Source organism: Bacillus sp. L381 (assembly GCF_030284525.1).
Classification (GTDB): Bacteria; Bacillota; Bacilli; order Bacillales; family Bacillaceae; genus Bacillus; species Bacillus amyloliquefaciens.
In genome coordinates, this window is record NZ_CP127224.1 from 2327239 (window position 1) to 2344942 (window position 17704).

The following is a 17704-nucleotide window of genomic DNA, read 5'->3' on the forward strand; positions in this document are numbered from 1 at the left end:
GCCTCCTATTATTCCGGTACATCTGTCTTTTTGGCTTTTAATGTCTCATGTGCTTCGCGGACGGTACGGAGAATGTCTTCTTCCGGCAGTTCAGTGCCGTTTCCGTCTTCTCCCTCCCAGTTCAGATGAAGCAGAAACTCAATATTGCCGTCTCCCCCTGTAATCGGTGAGAAGGACAGTCCTTTCACCGTATATCCTTCAGAGGCGGCAAATTGATTCATACGGCGAAGAACGTCAGCATGAACGCCGGGATCTCTGACAATGCCTTTTTTTCCGACTGATTCCCGTCCGGCTTCAAATTGCGGCTTCACCAGAGCGATACAATCGCTTCCCGGTACAAGCAGCGTTTTTAAAACCGGCAGAATGAGGCGGAGTGAGATGAAAGACACATCGATCGTCGCAAATTCCGGCAAACCCTCTGTGAAATCTGAAGGCTCGGAATAGCGGAAATTCGTCCGTTCCATTACGACGACCCTCTCGTCCTGTCTCAGCTTCCAAGCAAGCTGATTATAGCCGACATCTACTGCGTATGACCGTTCGGCGCCGTTTTGGAGGGCGCAATCTGTAAATCCTCCTGTCGACGAGCCGATGTCAATCATCGTTTTGCCTGTTACTGAGACGGGAAACACCTCAAGAGCTTTTTCAAGCTTTAATCCGCCCCTGCTGACATATTTAAGAGGGTTTCCTTTTACCGTTAACGGAAGATCCCGGGCGATTTTTTCACCCGGCTTGTCCAATCGGTTTTCATTTGAGTACACGATCCCCGCCATAATGGCGCGTTTCGCTTTTTCCCGCGTCTCCGCAAGTCCTTTTTCTACAAGAAGTACATCTAATCGTTCTTTTTTTGCTGTCATGATCCAATTCCTTTATGTGTCTTCGGCGGCATCAGCAGTTTAATCCGGTTCATAACCTCAGCCTTCGTGAGACCGATTTCTTCAAGCAGGGCGGTTACGCTTCCGTGCTCAATAAACCGGTCAGGGATGCCCATTCTGTCAATCGGCGTATGATACATGCCGAGGTCATGAGCGAATTCAAGAATCGTGCTTCCGAATCCGCCTTCAAGCACGGCTTCTTCAATCGTTAAAATCGGCAGACCTTCATTAAGGATCGCCTTCATCATTTGTTTATCAATCGGTTTTATGAACCGCGCATTGACGACACGCACGGACAGGCCTTCTTTTTGCAGTTCTTCAGCTGCTTCAAGCGACATCTCAATCGTTGTTCCGAATGTTAAAATAACCGCGTCTTTTCCGGGACGGAGCACTTCCCATGTTCCGATCGGAATGCTTTTCAGCTCTTTATCCATCTTTACGCCGAGTCCGTTTCCGCGCGGGAAGCGCATCGCAATCGGACCTTCTTCATAATTAAGGGCTGTATTGACCATATGGCGGCCTTCATTTTCATCTTTCGGCATCATCAAAACAAGGTTCGGTATATGACGCAAAAAGGCAATATCAAAGACGCCTTGATGCGTCTCTCCGTCAGCACCGACCAAACCGGCCCGGTCAATGCCGATAAATACATTCGCGTTTTGACGGCAGATGTCATGGACGACCTGATCGTAGGCCCGCTGCAAGAAGGTCGAATAGATCGCAAGAAACGGCTTCATGCCCTGAAGCGCCATTCCCGCGGCCATCGTCGCCGCATGCTGTTCTGCGATTCCGACGTCAAACATGCGCTCAGGAAATTCTTTCGCAAACCCTTCCAGCTTAGAGCCGACAGGCATGGCCGGTGTAATCGCGACAATTCTGTCATCCTCTCGCGCCAGCTCCTGCACGGTGCCGCTGACAAGTCCGCTCCATGAAGGCGCCGCGGCTTTCGGTTTGACGAAATCACCCGTATTGATTTTGTACGGACCCGTCCCGTGCCATGTGCCGATTGTGTCGGTCTCAGCCGGTTTATAGCCTTTTCCCTTTTTCGTGATGACATGTAAAAGGACAGGGCCTTTCGTTTTTTTGGCGTATTGCAGGTTTTCAATCAGTTCATGGTAGGAATGTCCGTCAACCGGGCCTAAATACGTAAAGCCCAGCTCTTCAAAAAACATGCCTGACACAAGCATATATTTTAAGCTGTCTTTTATCCGTTCCGCTGTGGCGGCCAATTTTCCGCCGACGGCCGGGATGCGCTTAAATAAATATTCAAGCTCGTCTTTTACCCATTGATATTTGCCGGCCGTGCGAAGCCTGCCCAGCATAGAATGAATCGCCCCGACATTCGGCGCAATGCTCATCTCATTATCATTCAGGATGACGATCATGTCCTTTTTCTCATCGCCGATGTGGTTCAGCGCTTCAAGCGCCATTCCTCCGGTTAAAGCCCCGTCTCCGATAATCGGGATGATATATTCTTTCGTCCCTTTAATATCACGGGCGGCAGCCATTCCCATCGCCCCTGAGAGCGATGTTGAGCTGTGGCCTGTTTCCCATACGTCATGTTCGCTTTCGCTGCGTTTCGGGAAACCGCAAAGCCCTTTATATTGGCGCAAGGTTTCAAACTCCTTGCCGCGTCCGGTTAACAGTTTGTGAACATAGGACTGATGTCCGACATCCCATAAAAATTTATCTTTCGGACTGTCAAATTCTTTGTGAAGCGCAATTGTCAGCTCGACAACCCCGAGGTTCGGCCCGATATGGCCCCCTGAGGCAGACAGCGATGTAATGAGAAAATTGCGGATTTCCTCACTCAGCTCTTCCAGCTGTTCAATTGACATCTTTTTAAGAAATGACGGGTCCTGTATTGATAAAAGATCCAAAGCGGATCAACTCACTTTCAGCATGAATTTCTGCAAATTAAACAGTGTCTTTTTGAAAAAAAGAAAAAGACTCTCTTTGTATTTTCATCGAAACTGCTTACATTTTACCATAGGAGCGGCAGCCCCTTCAAATCGGGATCGTTTTAATGATCTCTCGCCGCAATTAAGTCGCAGAGATCATGCAGCAATTCTTTCTCAAGAGAAAGGCCGTTTACGATCTGTTTCGCCTCGCTGATATGATGCGCAAGCTTCTCTTTCGCGCCTTCGAGCGTTAAAAGCGACGGATACGTTGACTTTTCATTCGTCGTATCTGAACCGACCGGTTTGCCGATCTTCTCCTCATGACCTTCGATATCAAGGATGTCGTCTCTGATTTGAAACCCGATGCCGATATGGCTGCTGAACAAGCGCAGCTTCTCGATTTCATCCTCCGGCGCATCTGCCAAAATGGCGCCCGCCGTCACGGAAAAACCGAGGAGCTTGGCCGTTTTCCGCTCATGAATGGATTCCAGCTCTTCCAGCGTTACCTGCTTTTGCTCCGCTTCCATGTCGGCAGCCTGGCCGCCGACCATTCCTTCCGTTCCTGCCGCGCTGATCAGTTCATCGACGAGACGGAGCCGTTTCTCTGCTGAAACCGCCTCAGACACGTGAGATGTGATCAATTTAAAGCTTTCTGTCAGAAGCCCGTCTCCGGCAAGTACGGCTGCCGCTTCTCCGAAGACTTTATGATTTGTCGGCTTTCCCCGGCGCAAATCATCATCGTCCATGCAAGGAAGATCATCATGGATTAAGGAATACGTATGAATCATTTCGACAGCGCATCCGACCGGAATTCCGTCTTTTTCATCTTTTCCGTAAGCATTCAAAACGGCCAAGACAACGAGGGGGCGCAGCCTTTTCCCGCCCGCTTCCAAAGAATACAGCATGGATTTTTTGAGGGATTCGGGCATGTCCAGCCGTGCTGTATACAAAGAAAGCTGCTGTTCAATCATTTGTTTGCGTGATGCTAAAAATGCGTCCAGTTTATTTGTCACCTTCGTCTTCCTCCTGAACGCTGAAAGGTGCAAGTTCTCCGTTATCTTTTAGAATAAAGTCCATTTGTTTTTCGACATGCTGAAGCTTTTCATGGCACATTTTTGAAAGGGCCATCCCTTCCTGAAAATAGTTAATCGCCTGCTCCAGCGGCACGTCGCCTTCTTCAAGCTTTGCCACAATGCCTTCGAGGCCTTTCATCGCCTCTTCAAATGTCAGCTCTTCACTTTTTTTAGTTTCTGTCATTATCGTTCGCCTCTCTTTTGCAATACTTCACACGTCAGAACGCCGTCTGTCATCTTTACTTCAAGCGTGTCATTTTGTTCCACTTGATCAACGCTTTTAATCAGCTCTTTGTCTTTATAGGCCAGACTGTACCCTCTCTCCATTACTTGAAGGGGACTTAATGCATTCAGTTTACCAAGAACCGTCTGAAACTGCGAATGAAGCTGCTTCAGCTGGACATTCATGCTCCGCGTCAGCTGATTTGAGCGCTCTTCATACCGTTTTTTCGCCTGTTTCAGCTGGGTTTCAGGATGAAGCGCCGTTAATCTGTACGTATTCCGCTCCAGCTGCCTTTGTTTCCGCTCCGTAAGCCCTGTGAGCTGTGCTTGGAATTGCTGATACAAAAGGTCAAACTGCTGTTCTTTTTGGGTATACAATCGTTTCGGAAAACGGAATGCGTAGGATGACTGGAGCGCTTGCACCCGTTCTTTTTTCTTGCTGATATGCTGCTGCATCGCTCTTGTCAGACGGACTTCCGCCGTTTTTGTCCGCTCCATTAAGTCCGTCGTGTGGGGAACGGCGATTTCTGCCGCACCCGTCGGCGTTGCAGCCCGGATATCTGCGACAAAGTCACTGATTGTAAAATCTGTTTCGTGTCCGACGGCCGAAATAACCGGAATGGCGGAAGCAAAGATCGCCCGGGCCACGATTTCTTCGTTAAATGCCCACAATTCTTCTATCGAGCCCCCTCCCCTTCCGACGATCAGGACGTCGCACATCTTTTGTGCATTGGCTTCTTCAATGCGCTTCACAATCGATCTGCTGGCATTTTCACCCTGAACGAGCGCGGGAAGAACAATGACTTTCACCAAGGGGTATCTTCTTTTGAGTGTGGTAATGACGTCTCTGACGGCCGCTCCCGTCGGCGACGTGACAACCCCGATCGTGGCTGGAAAAGCGGGGATGGCCTGCTTATGCCGGTCATCAAACAACCCTTCGCCGGCAAGCTTTTTCTTTAATTCTTCATATGCTAAATAAAGCGCACCCACACCGTCCGGCTGCATTTCTTTTGCGTAAAGCTGATAGCTTCCGCTCGGTTCATAGACGGAGATGCCGCCTCTTACGATGACCTTCATTCCGTCCTCGGGCTTAAACGCAAGCCTTGAACTTTGTCTTTGAAACATGACGGCCTGCATGCGGGCATGTTCGTCTTTTAATGTAAAATAGATGTGGCCTCTCGTATGGATTTTAACGTTGGACAGCTCACCCTTAATCCAAATGTCTTCAAGATGAGGATCCACATCAAATTTTCGTTTAATATATTTGGTCAGTGCGGAAACCGTGACATATGCCGCTTCACTCACATCCTGCACTCCTTTCATAAAGGCTTTTTGCCCTAAACTAAGAAAACCCGCTCTGGCTGAAAGGAGCCTGAAGAAGCGGGTATCGTGCTCATTGTCACACTTTTTGTGACTGTCTCCGGTTATCTATGATAACGTACGTCTGGCAGATTTAACAGTATTATGCGCAAGCATTGTGATGGTCATCGGACCTACTCCGCCCGGCACCGGCGTAATGAAAGATGCTTTTTCTTTCGCTTCATCAAACTGAACGTCTCCGCAGAGTTTTCCGCTTTCAAGACGGTTGACGCCGACATCGATGACAATGGCGCCCTCTTTGATTTGATCGGCTTTGATAAAGTTCGCTTTACCGACCGCAACCACAAGAATATCTGCTTTTTTCGTATGTTCAGACATATTTTTTGTACGGGAATGGCAATATGTGACGGTCGCATTTTCGTTCAGCAGCAGCTGGCCGACCGGTTTACCGACAATATTGCTTCGTCCGACTACAACAACTTCTTTGCCGGAAAGATCTACGTTCGTCTTTTTCAATAACTCGACAATTCCGTGCGGCGTGCATGGAAGAAATGTATCTTCGCCAAGCAGCATTTTCCCGACGTTGAGAGGGTGGAAACCGTCAACATCCTTATCAGGGGAGATCCGCTCGATTACGGCTTTTTCAGAAATATGATCCGGCAGCGGCAGCTGGACGAGAATGCCGTGGAATTCCGGATTTTGATTGTACTGATCAATCACTTTTAAAAGCTCCGCTTCGGTTAAGCTTGAGTCAAAACGGTCAAGCTTAAACTTCATTCCCATTGTTTCAGCGGCTTTTTTCTTGCCTGTCACATAGGAAACAGAAGCGGGATCGTCGCCGATTAAAATGACCGCCAAGCCCGGCACTACGCCTTGTGCTTTCAGCTCTTCTACTTCTTTTGCCAATTGTTCGCGTTTTTCTTTAGCCGTTTCTTTTCCGTCGATGATTGTTGCAGTCATTTTCTTTCCTCCTACGATTCGATATCAGTTTTAATGTTAGAAAGAACCCCGTTTACGAATTTTGCAGCTTTATCGTCGCCGAACCGTTTTGCCAGCTCGATTGCTTCGTTTAATGACACGTTAGCAGGAATGTCGTCAGTATAAACCATTTCATACACCGCCAGACGCAGGATCGCGCGGTCTACGTTTGCAATCCGGTCAAGCTTCCAATTGACAAGATGGCCGGAAATCATTTCATCAAGCTGAACCTGATGTTCGATCACTCCGTACACCAGCTGTTCAAAGAAGGCATCTGTTTTCTCACCATCAAGCGCGTGCTCAATGGCCTCGTTCGGTGCAATATCGCTGACATCAATCTGAAAAAGTGCCTGCAAAGCTTTTTCTCTAGCTGTTCTTCTTTTCATTTTCTTTCTCCTTCAGATCCGCTTTATCCGCTTGTCGTTAAGCTTAAAGAGATCATAACATATTTTTTTCCCAATCGCATGTCGAAATTTAGGTTTTTTCACCCTAATGCCGAATATTTTCACAAACCCTTTTGATTTCATTCGGATTTCACAGCATGAAGAAACTCGGCTGCCGTTTGTAAGCCGGCTTTCTTCATGCCTGAAATGAAGGGAAACGTATAAAAAACCAAAGGGCTGCCCATCCCCTTGGTTTTTATACGCTCATTACATTTCTTCGTCGATTTCGACTTCTTGGGCTTTCGTGTCAAATTGAATGCCGACGATATGAATATTGATTTCATTAATGGTCAGAGACGTCATATTTAATAAAGTTTGGCGGATATTCTCCTGAACGCTTGCCGCCACTTTCGGGATCGAGACCCCGAATTGAACGACGCAATAGACGTCGATGGTAATCCCGTCATCGGCTAAATCAACCTTTACGCCTTTGCCATGATTGATTTTGCCGAAACGTTCTACGACGCCCGTGGCGAAATTGCCGCGCATTTCAGCAATTCCTTCAACCTCGGAAGCGGCAATGCCGGCAATGACTTCAATGACCTCAGGAGCAATTTCAACCTTGCCTAAATGAGACTCATCATGATCCATTTTAAGCACACTGTTGTCTTCCATTCAATTCACCTCCCGCAAAAATTATGAGCCCATTACATCATATGTTTCTAAAAACTTTGTATTAAACTCTCCGCTGACAAATGTTTCGTGTTCAAGCAGTTTCAGATGGAACGGAATCGTTGTTTCAATACCTTCGATCACGAATTCGCTCAGCGCGCGTTTCATCCGTGCGATCGCCTCATCACGCGTTGTTCCGTATGTGATGACTTTGGCAATCATACTGTCATAGTACGGCGGGATCGAATAGCCCGGATATGCGGCTGAATCCACACGCACGCCGAGTCCGCCCGGCGGCAGGTACATGTTAATTTTACCAGGTGAAGGCATGAAGTTTTTCGCAGGATTTTCAGCGTTAATACGGCATTCAATCGCCCAGCCGTTAAATTCAACGTCTTCCTGTCTGAGCGAGAGCTCCTGTCCGGATGCCACTTTGATCTGTTCTTTGATCAGATCCGTTCCCGTCACCATTTCAGTGACAGGGTGCTCCACTTGAATACGCGTGTTCATCTCCATGAAGTAGTAGCGCTGCTCTCTGTAGTCATAAATGAACTCTACTGTGCCCGCTCCCGTGTAACCGACAGCCTTCGCTGCTTTTACCGCTGCTTCGCCCATCTGCTCCCTGATTTCAGAATCAAGCGCAGGTGACGGCGACTCTTCAAGAAGTTTTTGCAGACGTCTTTGGATAGAACAGTCACGCTCTCCAAGATGGATCGTGTTTCCGTAATTATCCGCAAGCACCTGAATTTCAACATGGCGGAAATCTTCTATGTACTTCTCGATGTACACACCCGGATTTCCGAATGCCGTAGCGGCTTCCTGCTGGGTAATTTCAATGCCTTTAATCAGTTCTTCTTCTGTGCGCGCGACCCGGATGCCTTTTCCGCCTCCGCCCGCAGTGGCTTTTATAATGACAGGATACCCAATTTCACGTGCAAGCGAAACCGCTTCTTCCGTATTTTTTATAATTCCTTTTGAACCGGGCACAATCGGCACGCCCGCCAGCTGCATCGTGTCGCGGGCGATATCTTTTGTCCCCATTTTTGAAATGGCGTCTGCCGTAGGTCCGACAAACGTCACGTTTAATTCCTCGCACAGCTCGGCAAAGTCGGCGTTTTCAGCTAGAAATCCGTATCCCGGATGAATCGCATCCGTGCCGGTCAGCTTTGCGACGCTGACGATATTCGTTACGTTTAAATAGCTTTCTTTTGATGTTTTCGGCCCGATACAAAAAGCCTCATCGGCCATTTGGACATGCAGGGCGTCTTTATCTGCCTCAGAATAAACGGCTACAGTTTCAATGCCAAGCTCCTTGCAGGCCCGGATGATTCTGACGGCAATTTCTCCTCGGTTGGCAATCAATAGCTTTTTAATCATAATAGCAGGTCTCCTTACTCAGCTTTTACAAGAAATAGAGGTTGTCCGTATTCGACCAGCTGGCCGTTTTCAACTAACACTTCAACGATTTCTCCTTTTACTTCCGCTTCAATCTCGTTAAAGAGTTTCATTGCTTCTACGATACAAACCACTGTATTTTCGCTCACTTTTGATCCTTGATTTACGTAAGGGCCGGCTTCAGGCGATGAAGAAGCATAAAACGTTCCGACCATCGGAGACGTAATTTTGTGAAGGTTTTCGTCTTGTTTCGGCGCTTCCTGAACAGGAGCGGCTTCACCCGCTTCCGGTTTTGCAGCCTGCGGAGCAGGTGCGAAAGCAGCAGGAACAGCTTGAGCTTGTCCCGTTACATTCACTGCCGGCGCTTCATTTTTTTTCAGCTTCAGGCTTACGCCTTCAATTTCGTAAACAAATTCATCAATGGATGATTCATCGATTCTTTTTATCAGTTCATGAATTTCGTTGATTTTTAACATCAGTTCCACTCCTATGTATAAAAAATAGAAATTTATGGGTTACTACTAAAAGTACATACTATGTTTATCTTACAGGAGCGGTTGTGTAAATTCAACACTGATCTAAAATGACATCAGAAAAGCCCGCAGCGGGTGCGGGCTTTTCAGGCCTATTATTTTGTCGGTTCAAACGTCACGGCGACGTCTTTCATATTCTTAATTTCTTTTTCCACCAGGTCAATGATGGCGGAAGCTTTTGCGTTTGAATGTTTGTCAGACATGACCGTAATGTTGATTTTGTCTCCTTCAGCATCCACGAGCGCATCTTTGTAGCCCTGTGTTTTAATGAGTGTTTCCAGCTGTTTTTCTGTCCCTTCAGCATTACTGAGCGCCGTCATTTTATCGTAGGCTTCGCTTTTTTCCTTTGCTGTCGCATCATCGCTTGAAACAATGCTGTTTAACTGTTCCCTTTCTTTGCTTCTCGCGTCTTCAAGTTCCATGCGGTATGTGGTAAATAAATTTTCGTCAGCTGTTTCTGTGGCGACCGATCCGTCTTTGTCCGACGCTTCTGCTGATGTTTCTTTATCCTCTTTTGCGCCTTTAGAATCTTTCGTGCCTTTTGTTCCGTCTTCTTTTTCTGTGCCGCCTTCGGTCTTTTCTTTCGTTTCAGGAGCAGGAGCCGGCGTTTTTTCTGTGGCGATTTCTCCGCTGTTTTTTTCACTTTTCATCTGCACGGCATTTTTGCTTTCCGGCGACGTAATATAATAAACACTTAATACCACGACGAGACTGAGCATTGTTAAAAGCCAAACCGTTTGTTTTTTCAGCATAATTTATGAATCCTCCTTGATTTTTTTAGGGGCAACCGCTACACGGTAGCTCGGAACATCAAGCACCCTTGTGACGGCATCAATGATGGTTTTTTTTATTTGAACGTTGTCCACTCCCTGAGCGACAACGAGTACACCGCGGATATCAGGCTTTTTCGTCTGAACGACAACCGGGGTTTCCTGATCCCCGTTTCGGATCATGACAATTTGTTCTTCAGAGGTTTGATCGGTTACGCTTCTTTTGCCGCCTTCTTTATCGGTTTCTTCAGTGGTGGTGTCTTTTTTCGTTTTATTTTTTTCAAACACTTTTAACGATGTCGCGTCTACGTTTACGACAATCGATACATCCTCCACGCCGATAATCGTTTCAAGGATTTCTTTCAGCTGATTTTCATAATCTCTCTCGTAATCATCGATCGTGTTTTTGGCGCTGCTGTCTTTTGACGCCTTAAAAACAGGTGCGCTTTTTTGCCCGCTCTTGTCTTCCGTTTGGCCGGACATGACGGTCTGCGCCGTTGGGTCCTTCCCGGTTTTCTCAGGTGAAGAGAACATCTGGCTGACCAGCATAAAAGATACCCCGAGCACAAACACGAACAGAAAGTAATGATATTTTGTCAGTTTTGGTTTTTCTCCGTCTTTCGCCTGTCCGATCATCAGCTGTTTTTTGAGTATGTTCCATAGTCCGTTTTTATTCATGGCCGTTTTTCTCCCCGCCTTCCATATAAACCGTAATTTTCTCACTGCCGATTTCCCATATATCCGCAAGTTTTTCTTTGATGTGTGCAACCTCTTTTTTGTCGGCTGCGCCTTCCGGTTCGTATTTGCGGTCTGTGCGGATGTCGATCGGTGCGACGGTTTGCACGGTTTTTTCAGAAGATGGGGCCATATACACGCTGATCGTTTTTACATCTTCTTCTGAACGAACCTGTTCTTCCGCTGTAAGGCGGATGTCATCTATTTTGTATTCGTCATGACTGAACATCTCCTCCGCTTTCTTTTTTAGTTGGACAGCCATTTCTTCTAAAACATATGCGCGGTTTGATGCTTGTATTTCTTTTTTTTCTGATTTGATTTGATTTTTTATGTCAGCGGATTGAAATTGCTCTTGTTTTGTCAAATAATCGAAGATGATCTCCGGGTCTGTTTTGAAAAGTTTGAATATCGGGTTGAGCATGACAATGATTAACAGCAGGCTGACAACCATCTTTGCGTATTTTTGCATACTGGAGCTCGGCAGCAGCATGTCGATGACGATGGCAAATAAGATAAACAAAATAATGCTTGTCAGCCATTCTGTTAAAAAGCTCATATCCAATGGGCCTCCTTTATTTCATCATCATGGTGAGGTTGCCTGCTGTAATAATGACTGTAATGCTGAGGAAAAACATGAGTGAGACGATGGCGAGCGCCGCGAAAATATACAGCACGCTTCTGCTGATGACGCCGAGACACGTAATGACGGGCCCGCCTCCGAGCGGCTGCAGAATGGCGGCCGCGAGCTTATAAATAAAAGCGAGAGAGAGCACTTTGATCGCCGGAAATGCGGAGATGCAGATTAAAATTCCGACACCGAGGATTCCCACAGTGTTTTTTAATAGGAGCGAGGCGCTGATTACCGTATCGGTCGCATCCGTAAACATCCGGCCGAGCACGGGAATAAAATTGCCCGTTATAAATTTTGCAGTCCTGAGCGTAATCCCGTCCGTCACGGCGGCCGAGGCTCCCTGTACGGAGATGACGCCGAGAAATACGGTGAGGAATACGGCAAGCGCGCCGATCGCGATATTTCTGAGCAGATTGGCAAGCTGCGTGACTTTGTACTGATCCGTCATCGTGCTGACGATGCTTAAAATCGCTGACAGAAAGATCAGCGGCATGACGATGTTTTGAATGAGCAGGCCGCTCGTATTCATCAGGAATAAAATAACGGGGTGAAAAAAAGCAGCGGAGACGGCTCCCCCGGAAGAAGCCAAAAGCGCGAGCAGAAGCGGGATCAGCGCGAGAATGAAGCTGGTCATCGTCTGAATCGCCTCACTGGCATAATTGACGGCAACATGAAAGCTGTTTAAAGCGAGAATAATCAGCACCATATAAACGATCGCATACGCCACTTTGCTGACGGTGCTCTGCTGAAACGCATTTTGCAGAAGCTGCAGAATGACACAAAAAATGGTGAGAAGGATCAAAGTTCCCAGAAGTTTTCCGTTTGCGAGCACTTCATGAAACAGGTAGGAAAATAAGGCCTTCAGCCACGCCTCTGGCGAGAACGTTTTTTCTCCGTTAATAAAGTCGATGATGCTTCCCTTTTGGCTTTCAGGAAGAAGACCGCCGTATTCTGTCATAATATCGTCCCAAAACTTTCCGATACCTTCTGTTTTCAGCGCTTCGGCCTGCTTTTTCGCCACTTCATCAGCCGTTTCTTGATGAATTGCGGTTTCCTGCGCCGCATCGTCCGTTCCGGCAGCTTGTACACATTCAGTCTGAAAAAATAAGAGGATAAACAAAAAAGCCCCCGCCCACCGAAAGCGCTTCATTTTTTGTGCCCCCTTTCCATTTATGATCAAGAAGGAATAAGTCCGAGAATCGTTTCAATAATAACAGTCAGTATCGGCACGGCCATCACCAGTATCAAAATCTTCCCGGCCAGCTCTATTTTAGAAGCAATCGCTCCTTGGCCCGCATCTTTTGTAAGCTGCGCTCCGAATTCAGCGATGTAGGCAATGCCGATAATTTTTAAAATGGTTTCCACATAGACCATATTGACGTTTGCATTGACGGCTATTTTTTCTATCATTCTGATAATGTCATAAATCTGGTCGACGAGATAAAGAAAGATCACGCAGCCGCTGAAGACGACAATCATAAACGCGAAAGTCGGTTTCTGTTCTTTTACGATCAGGGAGAGAAATGTGGCGATCAGGCCTAAACCTACAATTTGAACAATCTCAATCTGTAAGCCCCCCTATCCTTGGAATAGAAACACAGCTTTAATCTTTTTAAACAGGTCATCGACAATCGTCGCCACCATAAATAAAATATAGATAAAGCCAAGCAGCGTCACCCATTGGGCATATTCTTTTTTCCCCATTTGGTCCAGTATGGTATGCAGAAACGCAACCACGATACCGACTCCGGCGATTTGAAAAATGACATTTACGTCGACTCCCATTTTATGTTTGCTCCCCTCATGTTTACATCAATAGAAGAATGAGTAACAGTCCGGCTAAAAATCCTAAACTTTTCACCATTTTTTCATTTTTCGCCTGCGCCCGTCCGGCATCCGCTTCCGCCGCTTCCAAATGTGTAAGCGCAAGCTTGATATGTTTCTGCTGAGAAACCCGGTCATGAAGCCCGAGCGTCTCTCCGAATTGCTTCAGCACATCATATTCGCTTTTTTTCATCGCCATGGAAGGCCAGTTATGTTTCAAGCTCTGTTCCCAGGCCGTTTTGGCGGAATCGCTTCCCTGTTCAAGCCTTTGGCTGAAAGCTTGAAACAATAGTGATACAGGTTTGGAAAGCTGTCTGGCGATGTGTCCCGAGGCGGTGTGCAGCGGCGTATGTCCGTACATAATTTCCGCTTCAAGTGATTGCAGCGCCGCACGCAGCTGACGGATCTGCCTCGGCCTTTCAATATAGATTTTGGCGATCTCAAATCCCGTCCATGTCGTCGCCGTCAGAATGAACACGGCCCCCAAAAGCTTCAGCATGTCATCACGCTTTCAGCATGCGGCAGCTGCTCCCCATCCTTTCCGTACATCCTGCTAATTGTTCCGGGACCGCGGCGCCTTGACAGTTCAACATACCGGTCAAACACTTTTTCCTCCCAAAGCATTTTCAGTGACGGTCTTTTCACCAAATCTTTTATATTCCATCCGTGCGCAGATACGATAACCGATACACCCGCATGGAGCGCTTCCATCAGCGCTTCAGAGTCTTCCATTCTCCCGATCTCATCCACGATCATGACATCAGGACTCATAGAGCGGATCATCATCATCAGCCCTTCCGCCTTCGGACAGGCATCAAGGACATCAACTCTGCGGCCGAAACTGTGCTGGGGAATGCCCCGCAGGCAGCCGGCAATTTCTGATCGCTCATCGACGATACCGGTCTTTTTCGCCGGAATGCGTTTCGATCCGGTACTGGAAAGCCGGGCCAAATCACGAAGCAAGGTCGTTTTTCCTGTTTGCGGAGGGCCGATGATGAGTGTGTTCAGCCAGTTTTCTTTCCATAAGAAAGGAATAAGCGGTTCTGCGATTCCAAGCTTCTCCCGGGCGATTCGAATATTAAAAGACGTAATATCCCGGAGTCCTTTGACGGCTCCGTTTTCGACGATGACTCTTCCGGCCAGCCCCACACGGTGGCCTCCCCTGATTGTGATATATCCTTTTTTCAGCTCTTCTTCCAGCGTGTACATGCTGTAATTGCTGAGCCGGCTGAGGATCAGCTGTGCGTCGCCGGCCGTACAGATATATGACAAAAACAAAGGTTGTCCTTTCCGGATCAGTTCAACCGGCCTGTCGACCCGTATTCTGATTTCTTCTGTATCCCGCCACGTTTCTTCTGGCACGGCGGAGATGGCATGTTTCAATAATTCAGGGAGAACCTCTGTAATTTCATTCAATAGAGTCTCCTCCTTTTTTACCGATTGGCTTCTTTAAAATGTATGATCCGGGACAAACTTTATGACACCCGGGCCTCTATTTATGCACACCCGCTAAAATCAGCACCACTCCCGCAAAAATCAAAATCAATTTAGCATATGAGAGCTGTCCGGCAATCTGATAAATGCCGATCGTCATCGTAATGATAAAAATCATCGGACCGACGACCGCCAAAATACTATTAACCACAACCGCTTTTCTGATGTCGTTTGTGATAATCATAATAATGGCGGCCGATAATTCAATGAGAGAGGACAAAACTCGTAAACCGGCCATCGTTAAAACAGTAGAATTGATTGAACCAAACAAAAATTTCATTGCAATCCCCCAACTTCAAGCATTTTGTTACACTATATGCTCTAGCTGACGGAAGTAGTCTCACTATTTTCATATAGAAGAAAGATTCTGTTTTAAAACGCAAAAAAAGCCTGCCCCGTAAAAGGAGCAGACTCCGAATTCCTTTGACTACGCTCTTGACACGTAAGAGCCGTCTGATGTATTTACAACAAGCGTATCGCCTTCGTTCACGAAGAACGGTACGTTTACGACAAGACCTGTTTCCGTTTTGGCAGGTTTTGTGCCGCCTGACGCCGTATCGCCTTTAATTCCCGGCTCTGTTTCAACAACTTTCAGTTCAACTGTGTTCGGCAGTTCAATACCGAGTGTTTCAGATTGATACATCATGATGTGTACAGACATATTTTCCAGAAGATATTTTAATTCTTCTTCGATTTGGTTTGCATTCAATTCCAGCTGTTCATATGAGCTTGTATCCATGAACACGTGCTGATCTCCGTTGGCATAAAGATACTGCATCGTTTTTGTTTCGATTTGCGCTTTCGCCACTTTTTCACCTGCACGGAATGTTTTCTCCTGAATAGCGCCCGTGCGCAGATTACGCAATTTAGAACGGACAAATGCCGCTCCTTTTCCCGGCTTTACGTGCTGGAAGTCAACGACGCGCCAAATGCCGCCGTCTACTTCAATCGTTAGTCCTGTACGAAAATCGTTAACTGAAATCATGTTTGATGTCCTCCTATATTCCGATCACAAAATAATTAATTCTTTAGGGGAATGCGTAATTGTCCGGTTGCCGTCCTCAGTGATGATGATATCATCTTCGATTCTGACGCCCCCAACTTCCGGTATGTATATGCCCGGCTCAACCGTTACCGCCATGCCCGGCTCAAGAACGGCCGATGACCTGAAAGACAGTCCCGGTGATTCATGGACTTCCATTCCGAACCCGTGTCCTGTTGAATGGCCGAAATACTGTCCGTAGCCTTTTGCGGTGATGTGATCCCTCGTCAGGGCATCCGCTTCTTTTCCCGTCATGCCGGGTTTAATATGCGAAACACCGAGCGCCTGGGCATCGTATACGACCTGATAAATTTCTTTCAGTTTATCACTTGGCTCTCCGACCGCGACGGTGCGTGTGATATCAGAACAATAGCCTTTATAATAAGCGCCGAAATCGAGCGTGACCAAGTCTCCCTTTTCAATCAATTTGCCGCTTGCCACTCCGTGCGGAAGGCTGGATCTGACTCCTGAGGCGACGATCATATCAAAGGAAGAACCGTCTGCTCCTTGACGTCTCATATAAAATTCAAGCTCGTTTGCGACTGAAATCTCTGAGATGCCAGGTTTGATAAACGTCAGAATATGTTCAAACGCATCATCCGCAATCTTCGCAGCTTCCTCTAATATCTTAATCTCTTCACTTGACTTAATCAAGCGCAACTTTTCAACGGAATCCGCGACGGGAACCATCTCCGCTTCTTGCAGCACCGCTTGGTAGGATGCATATGTTCCGTACGTCATGCTGTTTTGTTCGAAGCCGAGTTTTTTAATGCCGTACTCAAGAATCGTGTCAGCAGCCGTTTGGATTAAGCTTCCGCCGTGCTCGATAATTTCAAAGCCCTTCACTTGCGTCTTCGCCTGCTCGGTGTAACGGAAATCCGTGATAAATGCCGCACGTTCTTTCGATATGACCGCCAAGCCTGACGAACCCGTAAATCCCGTCATATACTGCAGATTGGCGGAGCTTGTCACCAAGATTCCGTCTATATCCAGCTGACCGAAAAGATTTCGCAATTTCTCAAGTTTCATTCCCTTTCTCCTCCTCGCCGATTCTTGACTGCCGCCTGACACCGGGAGCGTCCCCGCCCGGTTTTCAGCATAAAAAATGTTCACTTCTCGTGAACATTTTACCATACCGGACAGGGATTATACACTTATTCACTTGTTGCCGAGCGCCCTGGCAAGCTTGTCTGACGTAAGTTCATTGTAGGCGAAGGAAATCGAGTAGCCGACAAACAAACCATACAGAATATAAAGGCAAAGCGTCGTCACGATTGTATCTGATTTCAATTCAGTGACAGACTTCACATCTTGGAAAATCGGATTGAATAAGAAAAAAACCGCGCACCATAAAATGACGCCGTACACCATCCCCGGCCACATGGTTTTAAAACGCTTCAGGCAGACGAAATAAATGAACGCTCCGGCAATCGAAATTAACCCGATGACAACGATGCTGACCATCGTACCGAGCCATTGTTTTTTCCATTCTCCGATCATAAACGGCTGAAGAATCATGTTGGGGCTGATCTCTGAAAAATGAAAGAGATACCCGAGATAGCCGATCAAACTCCAAAATACACCCCCGGCAAATCCGATACCGCAAATTCTGCCGGTAAATGATACAGGCTGCTGATCATCATCCTGCTTCTTTTTTTCTTCCTGTTCTGAATGTTTTTCGCTGGTCATCATGGCACCTCCAGTCATAGAATGCCCCAAAATTGAAAAGTCATAAAAAGTTCCGCCATATTTTCAATCAATGAGTAAAATCTTAGGAAACAGGGTATACTGCTTGTAGAAAAAGCATTGATTTTCCGGCTGTCTAACTAGAGGTTTACCGCTGTTTCCTGTACAATAGA

General features: G+C 47.0%; 22 protein-coding genes. All 22 read right to left on the reverse strand.

Annotated elements, in window-relative coordinates; all coding sequences use genetic code 11:
• Nucleotides 1-8 precede the first annotated feature (8 nt).
• Entirely contained in the window at nt 9-854 is an 846-nt protein-coding gene (locus tag QRX25_RS11760) for a TlyA family RNA methyltransferase (protein WP_065522788.1), read from the reverse strand.
• Nucleotides 851-2752 (reverse strand): 1-deoxy-D-xylulose-5-phosphate synthase, encoded by a 1902-nt coding sequence (dxs, locus tag QRX25_RS11765; RefSeq protein ID WP_115997626.1) that lies wholly within the window; start codon nt 2750-2752, stop codon nt 851-853. Before dxs ends, QRX25_RS11760 begins: the two co-directional genes overlap by 4 nt.
• Before the next feature lie 143 nt (nt 2753-2895).
• A complete protein-coding gene (locus QRX25_RS11770) occupies nt 2896-3786 on the reverse strand; it encodes a polyprenyl synthetase family protein (protein WP_065981859.1) in 891 nt (296 codons plus the stop codon).
• Entirely contained in the window at nt 3776-4030 is a 255-nt protein-coding gene (locus QRX25_RS11775; RefSeq protein WP_007408352.1) for an exodeoxyribonuclease VII small subunit, read from the reverse strand. Before QRX25_RS11775 ends, QRX25_RS11770 begins: the two co-directional genes overlap by 11 nt.
• Nucleotides 4030-5373, reverse strand: a complete 1344-nt coding sequence (xseA, locus tag QRX25_RS11780; protein ID WP_212098438.1) for an exodeoxyribonuclease VII large subunit — start codon at nt 5371-5373, stop codon at nt 4030-4032. Before xseA ends, QRX25_RS11775 begins: the two co-directional genes overlap by 1 nt.
• Before the next feature lie 123 nt (nt 5374-5496).
• The gene (gene folD, locus QRX25_RS11785; RefSeq protein ID WP_013352834.1) at nt 5497-6348 is read right to left on the reverse strand and encodes a bifunctional methylenetetrahydrofolate dehydrogenase/methenyltetrahydrofolate cyclohydrolase FolD; all 852 of its coding nucleotides are present in this window, start codon (nt 6346-6348) and stop codon (nt 5497-5499) included.
• 11 nt (nt 6349-6359) lie between these two features.
• The gene (gene nusB, locus QRX25_RS11790) at nt 6360-6752 is read right to left on the reverse strand and encodes a transcription antitermination factor NusB (protein WP_003153163.1); all 393 of its coding nucleotides are present in this window, start codon (nt 6750-6752) and stop codon (nt 6360-6362) included.
• A gap of 264 nt (nt 6753-7016) precedes the next feature.
• A complete protein-coding gene (locus QRX25_RS11795; RefSeq protein ID WP_013352835.1) occupies nt 7017-7424 on the reverse strand; it encodes an Asp23/Gls24 family envelope stress response protein in 408 nt (135 codons plus the stop codon).
• 21 nt (nt 7425-7445) lie between these two features.
• Entirely contained in the window at nt 7446-8798 is a 1353-nt protein-coding gene (gene accC / locus QRX25_RS11800; protein ID WP_065981861.1) for an acetyl-CoA carboxylase biotin carboxylase subunit, read from the reverse strand.
• A 14-nt stretch (nt 8799-8812) separates the two neighbouring features.
• Complete coding sequence (accB, locus tag QRX25_RS11805; RefSeq protein WP_013352837.1) at nt 8813-9292, reverse strand: acetyl-CoA carboxylase biotin carboxyl carrier protein; 480 nt, start codon at nt 9290-9292, stop codon at nt 8813-8815.
• Between the two features lie 152 nt (nt 9293-9444).
• A complete protein-coding gene (locus QRX25_RS11810) occupies nt 9445-10101 on the reverse strand; it encodes a SpoIIIAH-like family protein (RefSeq protein ID WP_065981862.1) in 657 nt (218 codons plus the stop codon).
• A 3-nt stretch (nt 10102-10104) separates the two neighbouring features.
• Nucleotides 10105-10797, reverse strand: coding sequence for a stage III sporulation protein AG (gene spoIIIAG, locus QRX25_RS11815; protein ID WP_212098441.1), 693 nt, complete (start codon nt 10795-10797; stop codon nt 10105-10107).
• Nucleotides 10790-11410: a stage III sporulation protein AF gene (gene spoIIIAF / locus QRX25_RS11820; protein ID WP_212098444.1), complete on the reverse strand. Its 621-nt coding sequence runs from the start codon at nt 11408-11410 to the stop codon at nt 10790-10792. Before spoIIIAF ends, spoIIIAG begins: the two co-directional genes overlap by 8 nt.
• A gap of 16 nt (nt 11411-11426) precedes the next feature.
• Complete coding sequence (gene spoIIIAE, locus QRX25_RS11825; RefSeq protein WP_065981863.1) at nt 11427-12635, reverse strand: stage III sporulation protein AE; 1209 nt, start codon at nt 12633-12635, stop codon at nt 11427-11429.
• A gap of 26 nt (nt 12636-12661) precedes the next feature.
• Complete coding sequence (gene spoIIIAD / locus QRX25_RS11830) at nt 12662-13051, reverse strand: stage III sporulation protein AD (RefSeq protein WP_076982559.1); 390 nt, start codon at nt 13049-13051, stop codon at nt 12662-12664.
• 12 nt (nt 13052-13063) lie between these two features.
• On the reverse strand, nt 13064-13270 hold the full coding sequence (gene spoIIIAC / locus QRX25_RS11835; protein ID WP_003153142.1) for a stage III sporulation protein AC: 207 nt from the start codon (nt 13268-13270) through the stop codon (nt 13064-13066).
• A gap of 22 nt (nt 13271-13292) precedes the next feature.
• A complete protein-coding gene (gene spoIIIAB / locus QRX25_RS11840; protein WP_013352843.1) occupies nt 13293-13808 on the reverse strand; it encodes a stage III sporulation protein SpoIIIAB in 516 nt (171 codons plus the stop codon).
• Complete coding sequence (gene spoIIIAA / locus QRX25_RS11845) at nt 13802-14725, reverse strand: stage III sporulation protein AA (protein WP_065981865.1); 924 nt, start codon at nt 14723-14725, stop codon at nt 13802-13804. The genes spoIIIAB and spoIIIAA overlap by 7 nt, the downstream gene beginning before the upstream one ends.
• A 76-nt stretch (nt 14726-14801) precedes the next feature.
• Nucleotides 14802-15083: a YqhV family protein gene (locus QRX25_RS11850; RefSeq protein ID WP_212098447.1), complete on the reverse strand. Its 282-nt coding sequence runs from the start codon at nt 15081-15083 to the stop codon at nt 14802-14804.
• 147 nt (nt 15084-15230) lie between these two features.
• Nucleotides 15231-15788, reverse strand: a complete 558-nt coding sequence (gene efp / locus QRX25_RS11855) for an elongation factor P (RefSeq protein WP_013352846.1) — start codon at nt 15786-15788, stop codon at nt 15231-15233.
• Nucleotides 15789-15812: 24 nt separating this feature from the next.
• On the reverse strand, nt 15813-16874 hold the full coding sequence (locus QRX25_RS11860; RefSeq protein WP_212098450.1) for a M24 family metallopeptidase: 1062 nt from the start codon (nt 16872-16874) through the stop codon (nt 15813-15815).
• Nucleotides 16875-17003: 129 nt separating this feature from the next.
• The gene (locus tag QRX25_RS11865; protein ID WP_065981867.1) at nt 17004-17534 is read right to left on the reverse strand and encodes a YqhR family membrane protein; all 531 of its coding nucleotides are present in this window, start codon (nt 17532-17534) and stop codon (nt 17004-17006) included.
• Nucleotides 17535-17704 lie beyond the last annotated feature (170 nt).